The sequence below is a fragment of the Mesorhizobium sp. M1338 genome, assembly GCF_040318045.1.
In the GTDB taxonomy this organism is placed as follows: domain Bacteria; phylum Pseudomonadota; class Alphaproteobacteria; order Rhizobiales; family Rhizobiaceae; genus Mesorhizobium.
The window spans coordinates 1-15,544 of record NZ_JAMYLL010000042.1 but is presented as its reverse complement, the minus strand read 5'-3'; the positions used below and the strand labels follow the sequence as shown (position 1 = coordinate 15,544).

Here is a 15,544-nt window from a genome sequence, read left to right as displayed (position 1 = left end):
GCCGGCAACGTCTGCTATCGGGCAACAGCGAAGATCACCTCAATGACCGACTGCGCGTTGCCACCATTCGCAACGTGGGCAATGTGGATCACCGTTGGGTCAACGGCGTGAGTTTCGGCAGCCGACGAATTTCCTCAAAGGTCAGATCGGGTCATGCGACGCTCGCAACTGATCGACTGCAAGGGTCGGAGCTCGGTCGTTTTAGAGTGATTTGGGTTTTGGCAGCTAGAGCGACCCGGCACGAGGCGGTCCAGGGCGTGGCAGAGCGCGTCTCCTGGGGGACCCGCAAGCCAGTGCCGCCGACTAACCCCGGCGGCGGGCGCCTTGCCAACGTTCGTGGCCCTAAGTCGCAAAGGCGTATGCGGCCCTCAACCTCGAAGCGCAATTAGCGCTCACGGACCGTCGGACGCGAGATTCCCAACTGGTCAGCCAATTCCCGCTCCGTCGGCAGACGATCGCCAACGCCAAACTCGCCAGACCCGATCAGCTGTCTCAGTTGATCGGCGACCTGTCGATAGAGCCGACGCGGCTGAATAGCCTGAGTAGGCATCGCTCCCTGCTCCCCAAGTCGTCTTTTATCTAATTTGGCGAAATTTGGTCAATTGGTCTGGCCAATTGACCTTTAGTGTGGGCAGCAGGACTCAAGAGCGATGAGCCCCCCGCGACGGACAAACTACTTTTCGTAGTTCGGGGCTCCGAATATCCGTCGGATCACCCTGTTAGCATCCGCATGAAAGCAGCGGCCATGGCTGAGCACAATTCGCTGCGGTTGCCATGAGTAAATCGTTGCGATGGTCGCCTTCGCCTTTCGCCGCTGGACGATCAGCGGCAGGCGCATTCCGAAGAATATTTGGCCGTAGGGATGATACATCCCAGCGATCTTGGTCGCCGTTCGCCACGGTTCGGAAATCTTGTCCAGTTCGATGTTGATGATCGTATCGGTGAGTATCAGCGTCCTCGAAGGCTTATGGAAGAAAATGAACTCCTTGAAATAGCCGCCGGGAAAAAGCAGTTGGTCGATCTCCCGACGCCATTCTTCGGGCGGACTGACGTCGAGATCTCTCGTGAAGTCGATATCCACATGCCGTGCCCGTGCCCGCCGGCGCACACCTGGAGAGGCCCAGGAGATCGTTTCAGGAAAGGCCCTCGCCCATTCTCCGATGTGGGCATAATGGAATTGGTTGGGCGACACGAGATGGCGAACCCTCCCCAGGCCGCGCAGTTCCCTAGCCAGTCTCTCGTCTAACTTGATCGGCGAATGGAGGAAGAGGTCGCCGTTTGAGAGGCGCACGACTGTCATTCGGGTGGTGAACGGAAGCGGCAGCCTGATTCCGCCTACAGTCAAATATTCCAATGGTCCATCGACGATGCCGATGTCCGGCGCGAGCGGCTTATAGACGTTGATTGGCTCGTAGAGAGATGCACCCATGTTTCAAGTTCCAAACATGCCGGCGAAGCCGAAATTACCGGGTGGCCTAGGCTGACTAATGCTCCGAAAATCCTTGGGCGAAATCGGTCCTCTCAGAAAGTGCATCCGTCCGGTGCAAATCACCAGGCCTCATCTGAACGATTCCCACGGCCGGATACGCTGGGGTAATCCCTTTCCTTCAAAGCTGTCCCCAATGTCATATCCCGCGCGCGCTGGCGATCTGCCGCAAGCAGGAACTTCATGACGACATCCTTGTTCCTGTCGCGGCGCTGCTCACGCCTCGATACCAGATCGGCGCGCCCGGTCGAGTGGCGCAAGCGGTTGGGCGGGCGCTGGCCCGGTTGCCTGTACGGCTCGTGGCGTAAGTTGGTCAGCCAGCAAAGACGGCCCAGTAAACGCATCGTAACCGGGGAGGACGTGAGTCCGTCTTCGCGTTCGACAGGAGCACGCTTGAGAGGGCGGCAGACTCCTATAGCACCGCCTCCCGTCTCGCAACTCGCCCGCTGGTGGCGGTGGCGGTGGCGAAGGTTGGATACAGTTGTTCTGCGTCTAATTGGTCACATAGACCATTTTGGGCAACCACAGCGTGATGGCGGGAAATACGATGCACAGAGCGACGCCGATCGCTTGCAGGCACAAAAACGGAACGGCGGACCGGAAGATCGTGGCCATGGTGATCTGAGGTGGGGCGACGCTCTTCAGGTAGAACAGCGAATAGCCGAAAGGCGGGCTGAGGAAGGCCATCTGCATATTGACCATGAAAATAATGCCGTACCAGAGCGGCACATCGCCTGGAGCGACCCCGGGCAGGCCAAACAGCCCATCGAACTGCAGGCTCTTCAATATCGGCAGGAAGATCGGCACGGTAAGAAGCAGGATACCGACCCAGTCGAGGAACATGCCGAGCACGAACAAGATCACCATCATCAGCACAAGCACGCCATAGGCCGCCAGTCCGGTGCCGAGAATTGAATCAGCGACGAAGGTCTGGCCGCCCTTGAGAATGAAAAAGCCGACGAACATTGTGGCGCCAAAAAAGATCCACATCACCATGGCGGTCGCCTTCAACGTGGCGATGCCTGCATCGCGAATGGTGTCCCAGTTGAGTTGGCGGTGGGCTGCGCAGACGATAAAGGCTCCAAAGGTACCGATTCCCGCCGCCTCCACAGGTGTCGCAATGCCGAGGAAGATGACACCTAGAACGAGGATGATGAGCAGGATAGGCAAGATGGTACGGCGCAACAGCTTCATTTTTTCGACGAAGCTCACCCGCTCGTCGACCGGCAGCGCCGGACCCAGTGCAGGGTTAATGTAACAGCGCAGGGTTACGTAGGCGACATACATACCCGACAGCAGAAGGCCCGGGAAAACCGAACCGACGAGCAACTCACCGAGCGACTGCTGGGCCACAACCGCATAGACGATCGCCATGACCGAGGGCGGGATGAGGATGCCGAGCGTGCCGCCGGCGAGCAGAGCCCCACAGGCGAGCTTGGCGTCGTAGTTCCGCCTCAGCATCGCCGGCAGCGCAATCATTCCCATGGTCACCTCGGTCGCGCCAACGACACCGACCATGGCAGCAAGCAACGTGCAGGAGATGACGGTGGCTGAGGCGAGGCCGCCTTTCAGCCCACCGAGCCATTTGTAGACGACATCGAACAGTTCCTCGATGATGCCGGCCTTCTCAAGGATCGCCGCCATGAAAATGAACAGCGGCACGGCCGAGAGCTGGTAATCCGTCATGAACGGGAAGATTCGCGAGGGGAGCATATTCAGCATCGCTGAATTGCCGAACAGAAACAGGAAGAGCACGGCGAGGCTGCCCGTGCAGAAGGCCATTGGCAGGCCGAGCAGCAGAAGCACGCCTAGTCCGCCGAACATGAGGACGCTCAGCCACAGGATCGGAAGCTCGAGCCCCATCGCTATTCGCCCCTTCCCGCCACGGTTGCGATATCGCGCAGCAGGCGGGACAGGCCTTGCAGAATAAGCAGCGCCGCGCCGATCGGCATGGTGAGTTTTACTGGCCAGTACTGGATGCCCCACTCGGTGAATGATCGCTCTCCGATCGCCATCGCGTCGCTGGCGAAACGCCAGCCCGTTACAAGCAGGGCGCCGGCAAAAAGAAAAAAGAAAAAAGAAGTGATGATGTCGCATATCGCGCGGCCGCGCGGCGAAAGCTGGCTGTAGACGATGTCGACTCTGACATGAGTCTCGTCGCGATAGGCGTAGGCGCCGGCAAGCATGTATTGCATACCGAACATGAGGAACATGCTCTCGTGGACCCAATTGGTCGGTGAATTGAAAATGTAGCGGGCGACCACCTCGTAATAGTAGGCGAAGACGGCGAGCACGGCCCAATACGCGACGAGTTCGCCCGTCACTCGCACGAGCCAGTCGACCGGCCGAAAGGGCGGCAATGGTGGCCTCACCGCGCTGAGGGGCACGCCTGTCTCCAGAGGATGCGCCAATAGCGGCGTCGGCATGGTCTCACGTTGCCGCCGCCGCATTACAAGACCTGGCAGAAGGAAGGCGTCGCCGAGGAGAAGAATCCCAAGCAGGACACCGGCGATGCGTGCGTATCCGTTCGCGCGATGGAGACCAGCGGTCGAGGCGGCGTGACGATCGCGCGCCGGCGGGGCATCAGCTTGAGCTTTGGCAAGACGCTGGGCTGCTCCAGCCTTGCCGGCGGCGAGGTCGGACTGGGCGCGCGTGAGCAGCCGTTCAGCGTGCTCGGCCTCGGAGCGGGCGAGAGACAGGCTTTCACGGGCAGTGCGTATGTCTGCGCTGGTCCACAGGACCGCTAGGAAGAACGGAATGAAGACCAGACCCAAGGCGCTCTTGAGATAAAACCGGTGCATCCCAAGAAAGCCGGCGGTGACCAGGAAAAGATAAGCCAGGAACAGGCCCGGTCGGCCGGCGTCGCGCCGCTTTTGCTCGCGAGATACGAGCCAGGCGGCGACCAGCGGGAACACGCCCAGCGTCGACCAGTAGAGCCAGTGCGGCATGACGAAGGTAAGTGATGGCATGGAAGCAACTGCCGGTGTTGAAAACCGAGCGAAAGAAAGCGCCCGCCTCTATCTGGGCGGGCGCCGATGTCTACAGGTTGATCGACAAGCCTTGATACATATCGGGCGTGACGTAGCCGACCGTTGGGTTTTCCATGACTTCCAGCTGCAGCTTGAAGATGCGGGCGGCATCTTTGTCCTTGTTGGCCCATTCGAACCAGATCGGGACCGCAATCTCCTGGAATCTCTGCAAGTCGTCCGCGCTTAGGCGATTGATTTCCGTGCCGGCGTCGATGAATTTCTGCCAAGCTTCCATGTCGGCTTTCTGGATCGCGCCGAAATGGGTGTTGGAATAGACTTGTACCTCGCCCTCGATGAACTGCTTGAGATTGTCGGGAAGCTTGTTCCAGACATTCATGTTGACCGCGAAATCCATCAAGTCGACGGGTTGGTACATCGACATCAGGCCGGGGGGACCCATGGAAATGTACTTCGTCACCTGCTGGAAGCCGAGCGCCCAATTAACCGCCGGGCCGGTATAGTCAGCGGCGTCGATCGTGCCCTTTTCCAATGCCGAGAAAACCTCGCCGCCGGGCAGCAGTGTCGTCTTGGCGCCCGCCTTGGCAAACGTCTCGGCGATCATGCCGCCCGGAACGCGCAGCTTCAGATCCTTGAAATCGTCAAAGGAGCGGATTGGAGTTTTCGAGTGAATGATGTTGGCTCCATGATGGATGCGGTTAACGTAGTAAAGCCCCTGCGCGGCGTAGATATCGCGACAGACCTGCAATCCGCCCTTGGAATAGAAGAAGATGTCCCATTCATGCGGATAGCGAAGGCCCATCGTATAGGAGCTCATAAATGCGGTCGCCGGGAGTTTTCCCGCCCAGTACAGTGAGAACGAGTTCATGGCTTCCAGAACGCCGTTCTTGACCCCGTCGAAAAGTTCAAAGTCCCCGACGATATCCTTGGCCTTGAAAGGCTGAAGCTCGAGCTGACCGTTCGTTTTGTCCTTGATCGTTGCACACCACTTCTGAAAGGTTTCCAGACCGACGCCAGCCGGCCATGAGGTCTGTATCTTCCAGGTTATCGTCTCGGCCGCCTCGGCCTTGCGCACCCAGGGCGCCGCAATGGTGACGGTCGCTGCGCCAGCAGCGAGCCCACTGGTTTTCAAAAAATTCCGCCGCGATGTGGGTGACTTGTCCTTCTTCATTTTGTTTCTCCTCCCTTAGTTCGGCGGACTCCGAACCTCAGAACGTCCGTCGCATGCGACATTAACGCACATGTAGCCTTCCAAGCCAATGTCGAATGAGCGCTGTGGTGCCAGTGCCGAAGCCGGTCCCAGAGACCTTCCAGCGACGAGTTCGAGCCGGCAATGACTAAAATTGCTAGCGTCCGTCCGGGCGTTAAAAACCGAAAAGTCTTGGGATTCGACTCGGCGTGAATACGCTCACAAGAGGCTCACCGAGGAACCGCGCGCTTTTCGGCGTTTTGGAACCCAGAAGACGAGACTAGAAAAAGCGCCAGTACAGCCTGGCAACCAATATCGGGCCCTTTCCGCACGGACTTGATATTTGCAGCGAATGAGGTTGTTGGATCTATTGAATCATTGGCCTGTTCGACGCAAAGACCGCTTGCAATCTGGTTTCTGCAGGGAAACTTGAACCACTACCAACAAGCCCGTTGGTCGATCGGCTTCTCTCAAGCGGATTGGTGCAGCGGCCCTCGGCGTGGGCCCGCATCGTCAAAATGCCTCGTATCGTCCCATACAGTCCCTCGGCCAATCGCGACGTCAGGTCCGAAGGTTCAGATCATGGACACGCAATCACCGATACGGCCGTTCGCCGATGGCGGCAATTGAGAACGTTGTCGATCAAGGTCCCGATCGGACTGGTGCGTACTCATTGGATTCGAAGACGTGATGATGAACGCGCCCGGTGAACATTTTCAGCAATTCTCCGGTCACGTCGCGGCTTTGAAACCTGACATTGGACTGCAGCGCCCGGCTGCAGGTATCCATGTCGGGATAGCGGATGGCAAGCGCCATGGCATAGACGGGAGCGCCGTCGTCACGCGCGGTGCCGTCCAGGACGCGCACCTCTTCCGCCCCAGGAAACTGCGTCCACAGCGGCACCAGCCTCTCCTTGACGAAGCGCCGGAACTCGCTCTCGCGCCCGGCGTGGATTTCCCCTTCGAAGAGGGCGTAACGAATAATCATGTCGGAGGTTTCCCGATTTTCTGCGGTTGAGAAGGCTGTCGCCCGATGGCGGAATGTGAAAAACCGGACAGTTCCGGATTTGCGGTGGGATGACGCCACGGTGCGGGCGCATCACTTGATGCGCCCGCATCGCTGCGCGGCTACTTGCCCCAGATCTTCTGGTATTCGTCCCGGTAGCCATTGCCGGGGTCGAACGCATTGTTCGGGCCGCCGTCGAACTCGACATTGTCGGCTGTCACGACATGCAGCGGCGATAGATAGCCCGACCATTTTTCGCCAGCGATGGCGCGGTTGAGCTCGTCGACCAATTGCCAGCCCTGCAAGTTGAGCGGTTCGGCGACCGTCACTTTCTGGAACTGGCTGGCGCGGATGCGCTGATACGCCGATTCCGAACCGTCGCCGGCGGCGACATTGATCGGCGCGTCGGTGCCGGCTTTGCCGGCGGCGGCGAGCGAGGGCCCCATGAAGTCGAAATAGAGATCGTTGATCGCTAGTGAGTGGGTCCAGGCGTCGCCGTATTTCTGCAGCAGCGAAGTGGTCAGCTGCGGCATGCGCTGGGAAGTCTCGGCGATCGGCGTGTCGACATATTCGAGCACCTTGCCGCCCAACCGTTCGATCTCCGCCTTCATCTTGTCGGCTTTGGCGATGGCGATGGCGTAGGTTGAATCGGTGAAGATAACGACGCCGGGCTTGCCCTTGGCATCGGCGTAGGCCCAGTCGGCCGCAGCGGTGGAGACTTGCATGGCGTCCGTCGACACGTTGGCGAACACGCCGCTTTTCTCGTCGGGCCCGATCACCGGTCCGGCATGCCAGGAGACCAACGGAATGCCGGCGGCCTTCGCCTGTTCCAGTGCCGGCGCCTGCTCGATGGCGTCAAAACCGTTGATGACGATGCCATTCGGCTTCAACGCCATGGCCTGGCCGAAGGCAGCGGTGCGGCCGCCGATCGAGCCGGCGCCGTCAATTACCTTGACCTCCCAGCCGATCGCCTTGGCCGCTTCCTCGACGCCGTTGGTAACGCCCAGAATGCCGCCGTTCTTGAGGTCGCCGGCGAGCACGACGATCGTCTTGCCTTGCTGCGCCTTCGGACCGGTGGTCGGGCCATCCCAGGCCGTGACCTTCTGCGCATATTTCTGGACGATCGCCATGGCGTCGGCCATCGCGTCCGCCCGGGCCTGGCCGGCGAACAGGGCCGGAGCAGCGATGGCGATCGTCATCAAGGCGACGGACGATTTCAGGAATGTTCTGCGTTGCATGTTGGTACCTCCCTTGGTTTCAAGAAATTGCATGGTCTTTCCGAACTCGGCTTTCGATTGGGGTTGCCGTCATGTCACTGACTGATATCGCCCGCCACCGGACCAACGCCGGCCGGATGTGCGTTGACGTAGATGGCGTAGAGGGATGTCTGCGCCGTGATGTAGAGGCGGTTGCGCTTGGGACCGCCGAAACAGACATTGGATACGAGTTCGGGAACCAGGATCCGGCCGATCAGGGTTCCGTCCGGTGCATGGACGCGCACCGAGTCGGCGCTGGAGGCCCAGATGTTGCCGTCGCGATCGAGGCGGAAACCATCGAACAGGCCTGCCCCGCATTCGGCAAGGATGCCGCGTGCACGCGCCGACCGGCCGTCGGCAAGATCATAAATCCTGATCGCGCGCGGCAGGCCGAGCACGTGACTGGCGCCGCTGTCCGAAACATAGAGGATCGTCTCGTCGGGCGAGAAAGCCAGGCCGTTCGGCTGCACCATATCGGTGATGACGGCGCTCACGTCGCCCGAAACCTCGTCGAACCGGTAGACATGGGAGCCGCCGATCTCCGCTCTGGCGATCTTGCCCTCGTAGTGGCTTTCGATGCCGTAGACCGGGTCGGTGAACCAGATCGTGCCGTCGGATTTGACCACCACGTCATTGGGTGAATTGAACCGCTTGCCGGCAACGGTCTCGACAAGCGTCCGCCAGCGCCCGTCATGCTCGAGCCGGGAGACACGGCGTCCGCCATGCTCGCAAGCAACGACGCGGCCTTCGCGGTCGAGCGTGTGGCCGTTCTGATTGTTGCAATGGGTCTCGAAGACACTGACGGAACCATCGCCTTCGTCGTAGCGCAGCAGCCGATCGTTGGGGATGTCCGACCACAGCAAATGCCTTGCGGCCGGTACATACACCGGTCCTTCCGCCCAACGGCTGCCGGTCCATAGCCGTTCGAGCTTGGCATGCCCGATCGTCAGCTTGCGGAACCGATCGTCGAGAACCTCGTAGTGGCTCATTTCATGATCCACGGGGTTGGTTCGGCTAGTCACTTCGAAGACTGTGCCACAGTCTTGATGCTGGCCCTGTGGGTGGCGCCGCGCTTGCGCTGGGCGTAGCCGGCAATGCCGATGGCAACGAGCAGCGTCACGCCGTTGAACAGCGGCTCCACGAAGAACGAGCCGCCGAACTGCTGAATGCCGGAAATACCGACCGCCAGGATGATGACGCCTGTCATCGTGCCCCAGACATTGACGCGTCCGGGTTTGATCGTGGTCGAGCCGAGAAAGGCGCCGACGAGAGCCGGCAGGAGATATTCCAGCCCGACGCTGGCCTGGCCGATGCGCAGCTTGGAGGCGAGGAGCACACCCGTCAGCGCCGTCAGGAAGCCTGATGAGATGAAAGCTCCGATGACAAAGCGGCGCACCGGAATGCCGTTCAGCGCCGCAGCCTTCGGATTGGCGCCGATGGCATAGACGTAGCGGCCGATCGGCAGATATTCGAGGATGATCCAGAGCACGACGGCAATGCCCAAGACGTAGAGGCCAGTGATCGGAAGCCCGAACACCATGGTGCCGTTCAGCGCGTAGAAGCCGTTGGGCAAAACGCCGACAACCTGCCGGCCGCCAGTATGCCAAAGCGCCAGGGCATAGAGAACCGTGCCGGTGCCGAGCGTGGCGATGAAAGAATCGATGCGGGCGACTTCAACCAGCAGGCCATTGAGGAAGCCGGTCGCGGCGCCGAGAAGCAGCACGATCATCACCGCCAGCGGCCACGGAACGCCGAACATGGTCTGCAGGCTGATGGCGAGGATGTGCCACAGCACGATGCCGTAGCCAACGGTAAGGTCAATGCGCCCGGATGCCATCGGGATCATCGCCGCCAGGGACAAAAGCGCGATGATCGCCTTGTCGGAGATGATCGAGCGCAGGTTGAGCAGCGTCGGGAACGTGTTCGGCAGCAGGATCGAAAACAGCAGGATCAGCAATACGGTGAGGATCACCAGGCCGTAGACCGGCAGCAACCTGATGATCTTCTGGCTAAGTGGCAAGCCCGCCATTTCGCCGCGGGTCGGTTCGAGTGCGCTGGATTCGATCGATTGCATGGCTTTGCTCCGGAAAAGTCAGGCGGCTTCGGAAGCCGATGCCGCGGTGATCACGGCGGATGTGGTCAGGTCGTTGCCTGTGAGTTCGCGAACGATGCGTCCTCGCGAAAACACCAAAGCGCGATGGCAGATATGGGCGATCTCTTCGAAATCGGTCGACACCACGACGACGGCGAGACCGGCTTCGAGCGCGCGGCCGATCAGCCGGTAGATCTCGGCCTTGGCGCCGACATCGACGCCGGCGGTCGGATCCTCGGCGATCAGCAATGTGCGACCGGTATGGAGCCAGCGCCCGACAACCACCTTCTGCTGATTGCCGCCGGACAACGCCTCGATCGGCAGGTTCGGGTCGTTGGGGCGCAGTCCGACCGAGCCGCCGATCACTCGGGCGAGAGCAGCCTCCTTGTGTGGCGCCAGGAAGGAGAACAGGCCGCGCTGACCGGCGCCGGGATTGAGGAAGCTGTTCTCCCGGATCGACAAGGAGGCCGCGATCGACTCCTCTGTCCTGTCGCGTGCGATCAGGCCGACGCCGGAGCCCATGGCGGCGATCGGGCTCGACAGGTCGGGCGCAACACCATTGATCGTCACCGATCCAGAAAAAGCCTGGCAGCCAAACAGCGCCCGGCCGACCAGCTCCTGCCCGGCGCCGCGCAGGCCGACCAGGCCGAGCAGCTCACCCTTGCGCACGTCGAAAGATACCGGGCCGGCGCCGGCGCAGACAAGGTCGCGCACGGCGCAGATCGTCTCGCCGGCCTGCGTCTGAGCCTTGCTGAAAACCTGGCTGACCGGACGGCCGACGATCATCTCGACCAGTTCGTCGGGTTTTGTATCGGCGACCTTCTTCTCACCGACCAGCCTGCCGTCGCGCAGCACGGCGACCCGGTCGGCGATGCGGAAAATCTCATCGAGGCGATGCGAGACATAGATCATGCCGACGCCGCGCTGCTTGAGCGGACGGATGGCGTCGAAAAGCCGCTCGACCTCGTCGGCCGGAAGGCTGGCGGTCGGCTCGTCGAGCACCAGCACATCGGCCTCGGTGGCCAAGGCGCGGGCGATGGCGACCAGTGATTTTTCGGTGCGCGTCAGGTCCTGGACACGCGTCGTCGGGTCGAAGTCGCAACCGACGAGCTTCAGCGCCTCGTGGGCACGTTGTTCGGTGGAACGCCAGTCGATCAGACCAGAGCGAAGCGAAAATCCCTGGGCGAGGCCGACATTCTCGCCGACCGTCATCCATTCGATCAGGCCGAGATCCTGGTGAATGAAAGCGACGGACTGGCGCTGGTTCGGCCGCGGCGGCCGATGATGATAGGGCTCGCCGCGAAACAGGATGTGGCCGCCATCGGGCCGGTAGATACCGGCGAGCGTCTTGATCAGCGTCGACTTGCCGGCGCCATTCTCGCCGAGCAGCGCCAGAATTTCGCCCTTGTGCAGATCGAGCGTCACGTCGGAGAGCGCGCGGGTGCCGCCGAACTCCTTCGTAATCGACTTGAACTCGATCAGTTTTTCCTCAGCCACGAAGCGTTTCCTCCCGAGATCGCAAAATTATGTTATCGATAACATTTCCGGGCGTCAAGCGGCAAGATCGAAGGCCCCCGATCAGCTTATCTTGCCGTCGAGCAGTCGCATCATCTCGGCCGAATCCCTAGGCCCCAGTCCGGCGGCGCACAGCAGGCGGTGAAGCTCCACGACCTGCCCTGTCATCGGCAGGGGCGTCTTGGTCTTCAGCGCGAAAGCCTGCAGCGAATCCAGATCCTTCAGCATATTGTCGATGCGGCCGGTCGGCGAAAAATCGCGGGCGGCGAACTTCCCCATGAACTCCTGCATGATGCTGGAATCGGCACGGCCGCCCTTGAGCGCCTCCGGGATCGCCTTCGGATCGACTCCGCCCGCTTCGGCGAGTTTTACGGCTTCGGCGACGGCCTGGAACAGCACCGCGCAGAACAGCTGGTTGATCAGCTTGGTCGTCTGCCCTGCCCCGCTCGGCCCCATGAGCGTGTAGTTGGCGCAGAGATGCCGCATCACCGTACGGGCGTGTTCAAAATCGGCCGCCTCACCGCCCGCCATGATAGTCAGCCGGCCGGCCAATGCGCCCGGAACGCCACCCGAAAGCGGGCAATCGAGCCATTTCATGCCGGTCTCGGCCGAGAGCCTGCTGGCCATTTGCGCGGTGTCGGCAGGATCGATCGAGGACATGTCGATCAGCAATTTTTCGGGTGACGCACTCGCCGCGACACCGCCATCGCCAAACACCACCGAACGCACGATATCGGCATGGTTGAGGCTGAGGATGACGAAGCTGCTCACCCGTGTTGCCTCGGCAACTGACGCGGCGGCAGCCGCACCCTTTGCAGTCAGGGCGGCGACCTTTGCCTTGTCCAGATCGAATACCGTAACCACTTGCCCCGTCTCGATCAGACGGGTGGCGATCGCCGACCCCATGATGCCGGCGCCGACAACGGCGACTTTTACTGCTTGCGTCATCTCAACGTGCCTTTTTCCTTGATCCTGACAGGGGCGACCCCAAAGGCGCCCAGCCCCTGCAACGCCGCATCGGCAATCCTGTCGACGGGCGCGGCGATGTCCACCGTGACCACCAGCGGTTCGTCGCCGGGATACTCCAGTGTGGCGAGCTGGCTGTCGAGCAGCGCCGGTGGAAAGAAATGGCTGCGTCGCTCGGCGATCCTGGCCTGTAGCAAGGCATGTGACCCGTCCAAAAATACGAAAAGCAACCGCCCGCCAGACCCGTGGCGAAGGCGATCGCGATAGGATTTCTTCAGCGCCGAGCAACTCGCGACGAGCCCATGGCCTTCCTCATCCGCATGGCGCAAGGCTGCACCCAACAGGTCAAGCCAAGGCCAACGATCATCGTCGGAAAGCGGTATGCCCGCCGACATTTTCTCGACATTGCCGCGCGGATGCAGCGTATCGCCTTCGACGAAGGCAAGCCCAAGCCGCGCGGCGATCTCGACGCCGACTCTCGTTTTGCCACAGCCGCTGACGCCCATCACGACGATGAGCGGGGGCTCAAAGGCAGGTTGTGATGCCGCCATCGACATAGAGCGTGTGTCCGTTGACAAAGGATGAAGCCGGGCCGGCCAGAAAAACCGCCGCGCCGACCAGTTCGCCGACATTGCCCCAGCGCCCCGCCGGCGTGCGGTTGGTCAACCAGGCCGAAAACTCGGGATTGTCGACCAGCGCCTGGTTGAGCGGCGTCTTGAAGTAACCCGGCGCGATGGAATTGATTTGCAAGCCATGCTTCGCCCAATCGGCACACATGCCGCGCGTCAGGTTGCGCACAGCGCCTTTCGTGGCCGTATAGGGCGCAATGTTCGTCCGTGCCAGTTCGCTCTGCACCGAGGCAATATTGATGATCTTGCCGCGCCGCCGCGGGATCATGTGCCGCGCCGCCGCTTGCCCGACGAAGAACACGCTGGAGATGTTGGTGCGCAGCAATTCATCCCACTTGTCGGCGGGAAACTCCTCGAGCGGCGCCCGAAACTGCATGCCCGCGTTGTTGACAAGGATGTCGATCGCGCCGAGCGTGGCCTCGATCTCGGCGACGCCTTTGACGACCGCTGCGTGATCGGTGACGTCGAAGACGGCGCTGTCGACCTTGTGTCCCTTCGCTGTCAGTGCATCCGCCGCCGTTCTGACTTTTTCGGCGCTGCGTCCATTGAGCACGATTTCGGCGCCGTGCTGCGCCAACCCCTCGGCCAGCGCCAGGCCGATCCCCTGACCCGAGCCGGTGACCAGCGCCCGCATGCCGGTCAAATCGAACAATGAACTGCTCAAATGCTCCTCCCGAAGAATGTCCCCTGAAGTGGTGCGATTTCCATCGCGCCGCGGCCAGACCCTATTGACATGAATGTTATCGATAACATAGTCAATGGGAAAAATGAACTCGCACAGGAGATGACGCGGTGACCGACATTTTGATGACAGGCCCCTATCCGGCTTGGGACATGGGAGACCTTGAGGCGAAATATCGCGTCCACAAGCTTTGGCAGGAAGAGGACAAGGACGCGCTGCTCTCAAGCCACGCCGGCGCGATCCGCGCCATCGCCACGCGCGGCGAGCTGGGCGCCAGCGCCGCTCTGATGGCAAAACTGCCGAAGCTCGAAATCGTTTCCTGTTATGGCGTTGGCACCGATGCCATCGACCTCGACTACGCCAGGGCGAACGGCATCCGTGTCACCAACACGCCGGATGTCTTGACCGAGGATGTGGCCGATATCGGCATCGGGCTGCTGCTCGCCGTCGCGCGAAAAATCCCGCAGGCAGACGCCTATGTGCGCGATGGAAGCTGGCGCAAGGGCAATATGGGGCTGGTTACGCGTGTCTGCGGAAAAAGGCTGGGCGTTGTCGGCATGGGCCGCGTCGGTGCGGCGGTGGCGAGGCGCGCGGCTGCCTTCGACTGCGCAATTTCCTATTTCGACAATCGCAAGCGCGACGATCTTCCTTATACTTTTGTCGGCGATCTGCTCGAACTGGCGCGCGACAGCGAATTTCTGATCGTAACGCTGGCGGGCGGCGAAAGCACGAAACACATCATCAATGCGGCGATCCTGGCAGCGCTCGGAGCGGACGGCATCGTGATAAACATCTCGCGCGGCAGCACGGTCGATGAGACCGCGCTGCTCGCCGCGCTGGAATCCAGCGCGATCAAGGGCGCCGGGCTCGACGTGTTCTGGAATGAGCCGACAATCGACGAGCGCTTTCTGAAGCTTTCCAACGTCGTGTTGCAACCACACCACGCCAGCGGCACGGTTGAGACCCGCAAAGCCATGGGTCGACTTGTCCGCGACAACCTCGCCGCCCATTTCGGCGGGCAATCCTTGCTGACACCGGTCGTTTGAGAAAGGATCGCGTTCATGAAGTCGATCGTCATCCATGCGGCAAAAGACCTGAGGATCGAAGAGACCGATCCGGGCGTTCCTGGCGATGGGCAGGTCGAGATCGCCGTCGAAGCGGGCGGTATCTGCGGCTCGGACTTGCATTATTACAACCATGGTGGCTTCGGCGCGATCCGCCTTCGTGAACCCATGATCCTTGGCCACGAGGTTGCCGGCACGGTGCAGGCGATGGGCGGCGGGGTTTCCACCCTCGCTGTCGGCGACCGCGTGGCTATCTCGCCCAGCCGGCCCTGCAATGCCTGCCGCTACTGCCTGCAAGGCATGCAGAACCAGTGCTTGAACATGCGCTTCTATGGCAGCGCCATGCCCATGCCGCATATACAAGGGGCGTTCCGCCAGCGCCTGGTCGCGGAGGCGTGGCAATGCCACAAGGTCGCGGATCACGTTTCCATCAACGAAGCTGCCTTCGCCGAGCCGTTCGCGGTGACGCTGCATGCCCTCAACCGCGCCGGCTCGCTGCTCGGCAAGCGCGTCCTGGTCACCGGTTGCGGGCCGATCGGCGCGCTTTGCATTCTCGCCGCGGGGGGCCCCCCGGCGCCCGGCGTCGGCGCCCCCCCGAGAAAGGGGGGGCGGGGGGGGGCGGGGCGGGGGAAAGGCGGCCCCCCCCCCCCGCAAGTAGCAAGCGAACCCGCAA

At 61.4% G+C, this 15,544-nt stretch carries 14 protein-coding genes and 1 pseudogene; 2 read left to right on the top strand and 13 right to left on the bottom strand.

Annotated features, from left to right (window positions below; genetic code table 11):
• Positions 1 to 388: 388 nt before the first annotated feature.
• From NKH19_RS26135 to NKH19_RS26075, 13 genes and pseudogenes are all read right to left on the bottom strand, one after another.
• Positions 389 to 550 (bottom strand): annotated as a pseudogene (locus NKH19_RS26135) (FadR/GntR family transcriptional regulator); the annotation flags it as partial.
• 123 nt (positions 551 to 673) lie between these two features.
• A complete protein-coding gene (locus NKH19_RS26130) occupies positions 674 to 1,429 on the bottom strand; it encodes a DUF4336 domain-containing protein (RefSeq protein ID WP_352873598.1) in 756 nt (251 codons plus the stop codon).
• Positions 1,430 to 1,978: 549 nt separating this feature from the next.
• A complete protein-coding gene (locus NKH19_RS26125) occupies positions 1,979 to 3,349 on the bottom strand; it encodes a TRAP transporter large permease (protein ID WP_352873599.1) in 1,371 nt (456 codons plus the stop codon).
• A 2-nt stretch (positions 3,350 to 3,351) separates the two neighbouring features.
• Positions 3,352 to 4,455 (bottom strand): TRAP transporter small permease subunit, encoded by a 1,104-nt coding sequence (locus NKH19_RS26120; protein ID WP_352873601.1) that lies wholly within the window; start codon positions 4,453 to 4,455, stop codon positions 3,352 to 3,354.
• Positions 4,456 to 4,525: 70 nt separating this feature from the next.
• On the bottom strand, positions 4,526 to 5,644 hold the full coding sequence (gene dctP, locus NKH19_RS26115) for a TRAP transporter substrate-binding protein DctP (protein WP_352873603.1): 1,119 nt from the start codon (positions 5,642 to 5,644) through the stop codon (positions 4,526 to 4,528).
• 660 nt (positions 5,645 to 6,304) lie between these two features.
• Positions 6,305 to 6,649, bottom strand: coding sequence for a hypothetical protein (locus tag NKH19_RS26110; protein WP_352873605.1), 345 nt, complete (start codon positions 6,647 to 6,649; stop codon positions 6,305 to 6,307).
• Positions 6,650 to 6,789: 140 nt separating this feature from the next.
• Positions 6,790 to 7,905, bottom strand: a complete 1,116-nt coding sequence (locus tag NKH19_RS26105) for an ABC transporter substrate-binding protein (protein ID WP_352873607.1) — start codon at positions 7,903 to 7,905, stop codon at positions 6,790 to 6,792.
• 74 nt (positions 7,906 to 7,979) lie between these two features.
• A complete protein-coding gene (locus NKH19_RS26100; RefSeq protein ID WP_352983042.1) occupies positions 7,980 to 8,912 on the bottom strand; it encodes an SMP-30/gluconolactonase/LRE family protein in 933 nt (310 codons plus the stop codon).
• Between the two features lie 29 nt (positions 8,913 to 8,941).
• Positions 8,942 to 9,997, bottom strand: a complete 1,056-nt coding sequence (locus NKH19_RS26095; RefSeq protein ID WP_352873611.1) for an ABC transporter permease — start codon at positions 9,995 to 9,997, stop codon at positions 8,942 to 8,944.
• An 18-nt stretch (positions 9,998 to 10,015) separates the two neighbouring features.
• A complete protein-coding gene (locus tag NKH19_RS26090) occupies positions 10,016 to 11,512 on the bottom strand; it encodes a sugar ABC transporter ATP-binding protein (protein WP_352873613.1) in 1,497 nt (498 codons plus the stop codon).
• Positions 11,513 to 11,593: 81 nt separating this feature from the next.
• On the bottom strand, positions 11,594 to 12,478 hold the full coding sequence (locus tag NKH19_RS26085) for an NAD(P)-dependent oxidoreductase (RefSeq protein ID WP_352873615.1): 885 nt from the start codon (positions 12,476 to 12,478) through the stop codon (positions 11,594 to 11,596).
• Positions 12,475 to 13,047, bottom strand: a complete 573-nt coding sequence (locus NKH19_RS26080) for a gluconokinase (RefSeq protein WP_502911036.1) — start codon at positions 13,045 to 13,047, stop codon at positions 12,475 to 12,477. The genes NKH19_RS26085 and NKH19_RS26080 overlap by 4 nt, the downstream gene beginning before the upstream one ends.
• Positions 13,022 to 13,759: an SDR family oxidoreductase gene (locus NKH19_RS26075; RefSeq protein WP_352873620.1), complete on the bottom strand. Its 738-nt coding sequence runs from the start codon at positions 13,757 to 13,759 to the stop codon at positions 13,022 to 13,024. The genes NKH19_RS26080 and NKH19_RS26075 overlap by 26 nt, the downstream gene beginning before the upstream one ends.
• Positions 13,760 to 13,932: 173 nt before the next feature.
• Here NKH19_RS26075 and NKH19_RS26070 point away from each other — a divergent pair, with 173 nt between their 5' ends.
• Together NKH19_RS26070 and NKH19_RS26065 are read left to right on the top strand one after the other, a co-directional pair.
• Complete coding sequence (locus NKH19_RS26070; RefSeq protein ID WP_352873622.1) at positions 13,933 to 14,853, top strand: 2-hydroxyacid dehydrogenase; 921 nt, start codon at positions 13,933 to 13,935, stop codon at positions 14,851 to 14,853.
• 15 nt (positions 14,854 to 14,868) lie between these two features.
• Positions 14,869 to 15,544 (top strand): alcohol dehydrogenase catalytic domain-containing protein (locus NKH19_RS26065; protein WP_352983039.1); only part of this gene is annotated, 676 nt, incomplete at its 3' end.